The following is a 4,191-nucleotide window of genomic DNA, read 5'->3' as shown; positions in this document are numbered from 1 at the left end:
ATTGCGACTGTCGTACCGGAACGTGGTGAGCGCAGGCACGCTTTGGGTGTTGTCGGTTTTGGTGAGCGTGTTGCCGTTGGCATCGTAGGTGTAGTCGATGCTGTTATTATCTGGATCCAGATTATCGGTAATGCTGGTTAGACGGTTGTTCCCATCGTACGCAGACGTGCGGTCTTTGATGGTGGTGGTGACACCGCCAATGGTTTGCTTCTCGACCTCGGTGATGCGGTTGTAGTTAAAGTCGAAGGTGTAATCCGCAGTGTGTACATCGCCGGTTTCCTGATCGGTGATGACGTAACCGGTCATGCGGTCCGCGTTGTCGTACTCGTAGGAGGTGGTCTGAATCTTACGTTCCGCAAACCCGTTCTGCGTCTCGGTTTGCAGCACGCGGTTGCTGTTCAGATCATAGTCGTAATCAAAGCGCGATATAAGTTCAGTGGCATTCCCCACCACACGTTCGTTAATGGCCGACACGGTGCGATCTGCCGCATCGTAATCATAGCGCGTGATGGTGCCATTGGGGTATTCGACCTGCGCTTGCTTGCTGTCTGCCGTGTAGGTGTAGGTGTAGGTGCTGGTGCCGTTCTCGGTGGTCGCGGTGCGCAGGCGATTACGATTGTCATAAGTGTAGCTGGTGCTGCCACCGACGGAGGTGACATGGGTGCGGTTACCGTTGTCTGATTACGCCGCCTCAAATTTTGACGTCGCGTTAAGTGATTCTTGACAGTTTACATCGTTGCCAAGTTAGCTAGTTTACGAATTTGATTTGACCTTCGCTACGAGATCACCAGCCATAGTTGGAGATCCATCATCTTTTAATAGCCCCGTGTCGGATCGGCTAAAGAGTGACTGCATGATGATCGCACGGTCTTCTGGCTCTAAAACTCCTTTTCGAATCAAACCTAAATAGTATTTCGTGAGAAGTGCACGCTCATTTGCATCTCGTGCGAGATGAAAAGAGCTGAACATCGCCCTTGTAATAGCACGAATAGCAAACGCTAGGAATCCAACTAATATACAAAATGTAAAAGACCATCTTACCGCCGCACTTTTGTCATCAGCTGAAAACATAAGAAGAACATGGTCGGGCGTTACCAACAATAATAAAGTCAAAAGGAAACTTACAATTAACGTGAGAGATATAAGCCAACCCATTAGCCAGTTGCCTTGAGTTTTATACCCTTTGTATGCCAAAACCCAAGTCCTTAATGGCACCTCGAATTGCAGCTGTTCATTGTGCGACCTTGTTATCTTGATCATTTCCTCTTCATGCTGAGCTCTTTGATTTTCGGCAGCCTCATCATAGAGTTTTAAATCATTGCGCGCCTTCTCAATAGTTTCTTGAAGTTCTACGATAAGCTGCTCTTGCTCAGAGTTCACTCTCTTCAATGAAGCGACACCCCGAGGGAGTGACAATGGAGCCAGAAGTTTTAGAAACTGATTAGTTTGATTCGCAAAGCCAGAATTGTTGTTACGATTGTTACCGATAATGCTAGGCAATGTCCTCGAAATCTCCTCAAACGTATTATGATATAGTGCAGAATCGGGTGTCCCAGACACTGTATCCTCAACAAGCTGGATAAATTCCCGTGCATTCTCAAGTGTAGCCTCGGTGCCACCTTGCCAATTTTCCAATTCAAGCTTTTGAGTCTGAATAGATTCCATAGCTTTGTCTTTTGTCATATCTGAACTCCTAATAATAGACTCAATGGCCTTAAGTGAGATCTGGATACAATCAAGTACTCGTTGAGATAATTCTCACTACACTGCTGCAAAATACTCTCGAGCTTTGCCAACCTTCATGTCGACTATAGGTAGTCTGTTGTCGCAGAGAATCGCTTTTGGGCATTAACCACAGACTATCCATTTCTAAGCATCTCAATTGATTTAAAAAACATTTCGGTAAGATAAGTATGAGGGTTTATGATTTGCTTTAACTCCATAAATTTCCCCCATTTGGCACAATAAAGTGGTCCACCATTCTTTAAATCAAGCAACAGGACTTCATCGCCCCCCCCCCTAGCGATTACTCGAATGTCGCCATTTACAAATTCTTCTTTTAGAAACTTAATGTCAGCTGAATGACCTAGATATTGAGTAAGAATATCAATATCGTACCAGTTGCTGAAAGATAAAAGAAATCCACCTTGAAAAGGATGAAGATGGTATTCACTTGTCAAGTCTAAGCCATTAAAAATATAGTAGAAAGGCTTTATAGAGTCGGGTAGCGAATTGAAATAGCTCTTTTCACTCCTCATTTGCTTCAGCTTCCTGTTTGTTCGAGGGACTGAAGAATAAATGTTGAAACCCTCTGACTCTAGAGCCCAATGAAAAAGAGGACGAGAGCCAAGGTCATTTCGCACCAAGAATAGCTCCGTGGTTTCTTGTTCAAAAAAATCATGAATTTCTGGAAATAGAGATTGAATTTCGACTAGAAAAATATTCTTGCCTTGACTAAAAACATCAATAATTGATGAGTCCAATCTACCTGTGAATTCAGTCGGCAAATCATCACCAATGAAGTAACAAGCATCATATTTAGCTTTATTAATACTCATATTCTAATTGCGATATATATTATTTTTGTGCTAATCATTTTCATCAAGATAAGTATCAATCCTATCTTGAAGACGTTGTTTTTGAACTTCTTGCTCGGTCTCTAACCATTTTCTGTAGTCCTCATTCAACTCGTTCCCTTTAGCCTTTTCCCACGGGCCTTTAGGACTATCAGGTGCACGATTACTCTTCGATTGATTCAATGGTTTAGGAAGAGGTTGAACATTTTCCATATCATGAATCAGCTCTCGTTTCTGGGCATCAGTTAGGTCATCGAAACCAGGAAGTTTTTCAATCAAATTTTTAGGGTAAATATGATCACCAGAGATCACCTCATCAGCAGTCGGATCTCTATACTGATTTGTGTAGGGATCCCGAATTTTTTGACCAGCAACGCCACGCGTCAGAGTCTGGTAGTTACAGCTACAATTATGAACTAACGCCTGCTCTTCCCCAACAAAATATGTGTGGAAATCCGCAACCTCGAAATTATAGGTAACAGGGCTCTTACCTAGTGGTGTAATATCAACTACGGTTAGATAACCACCTTTGTAACTCGGGATATTCATTCCAGAGCGTAAATCTATAGAGTCAACCCAACCAATGCCCTGCACCCAGAACGGGTGATTGTCTGTCACTTCGAACTTTTCTTCGAGACCATCAACATTGATTAAGGTAAGCAGATAGGTGACTCTATCGTCGTCAAAAACAAAGGTTTGAACGACAGGCTTCCATGATATTTCACCACTTTCGACGTCACGAGAAGCGACCAATTCCCCTTCTACAACCTGACTAATCGGTTTCAATCCGTCTTTTGTCAATACTGGAGTTTTGGCTACGAAACAACAAGGCTTACATCCGGCACTGTTTCCGATATCCATATTTTGGTGATTATTTCCGTCACCAAGATTTGGTTTCTCAGAAGTAAGTGTCGGAGATGAATCTACTTTAGCCAGTCCATTGGTTTTCTTTACAGAATTAAGAGCTTTTAATTGGGAACCGCCAACACTTCCCGCTCCGAGTTCAGTAAAGAACATCGAACCAGATTGTGCTGCCTGGTGATCTCCTGCTGCAAAATCGTGTGCCCACTCCACCATCGGAGTACCCAGCTCAGCTCGCCCATCTCTACTTAATGATTTCTCTGCAACATAAGAAACTGTTTCCTTGAAGTTATCCGCAGTATCTTGCAAGTTTTTGCGTGAATTAGCCACCATGCCGTATTCACTTGGTTCATACCCAAGGTATTCAGCTTTGGTAGCAACTTCATCAATAACCGCGTCCGCACCAAAATCTACGAGACTGATTATGCCACCGATTAATGAATGCGCAGCGGCTCCGACTTCAACCATCGTCCCAGAAAAATGATTGCCATTTGCCCGTTCCTGCAGCGCAAATTTTTTCATATCGGCAACTTTTTGATCCATGCCTTCTACCATTTCGGCGGTAACAGGCGCATGGCCTGTAGAATCCATATACACCGTCGGATTCCCATACGCATACAAATACCGATGCAGGCTTGGCGGTGTGTTGCTTTCGCCGAGGTAGGTGTCTTCGTTGATGAAGCGGGCGGTGTCGGGGTCGTAGTAACGTGCCCCAAAATAAATTAGGCCGGTGTTTTCGTCGTGTTCCTGGCCG

Annotated in this window: 3 protein-coding genes and 1 pseudogene; all 4 read right to left on the bottom strand. The window is 44.0% G+C overall.

The features are described from left to right. A pseudogene (locus IE055_RS18160) lies at positions 1–474 on the bottom strand (hypothetical protein); the annotation flags it as partial. A 279-nt stretch (positions 475–753) separates the two neighbouring features. Next, positions 754–1,683, bottom strand: coding sequence for a DUF6161 domain-containing protein (locus tag IE055_RS05095; protein ID WP_189398891.1), 930 nt, complete (start codon positions 1,681–1,683; stop codon positions 754–756). Positions 1,684–1,859: 176 nt separating this feature from the next. After that, entirely contained in the window at positions 1,860–2,558 is a 699-nt protein-coding gene (locus tag IE055_RS05090; RefSeq protein ID WP_189398890.1) for a hypothetical protein, read from the bottom strand. Between the two features lie 30 nt (positions 2,559–2,588). Next, positions 2,589–4,191, bottom strand: a 1,603-nt coding sequence (locus tag IE055_RS05085) for a polymorphic toxin-type HINT domain-containing protein (RefSeq protein ID WP_189398889.1), incomplete at its 5' end; no start/stop codon positions are given.

This window comes from Arenicella chitinivorans (genome assembly GCF_014651515.1).
GTDB lineage: Bacteria > Pseudomonadota > Gammaproteobacteria > Arenicellales > Arenicellaceae > Arenicella > Arenicella chitinivorans.
Note: the sequence above shows the minus strand (reverse complement) of the source record. Positions and strands in the feature narration are given on the sequence as shown.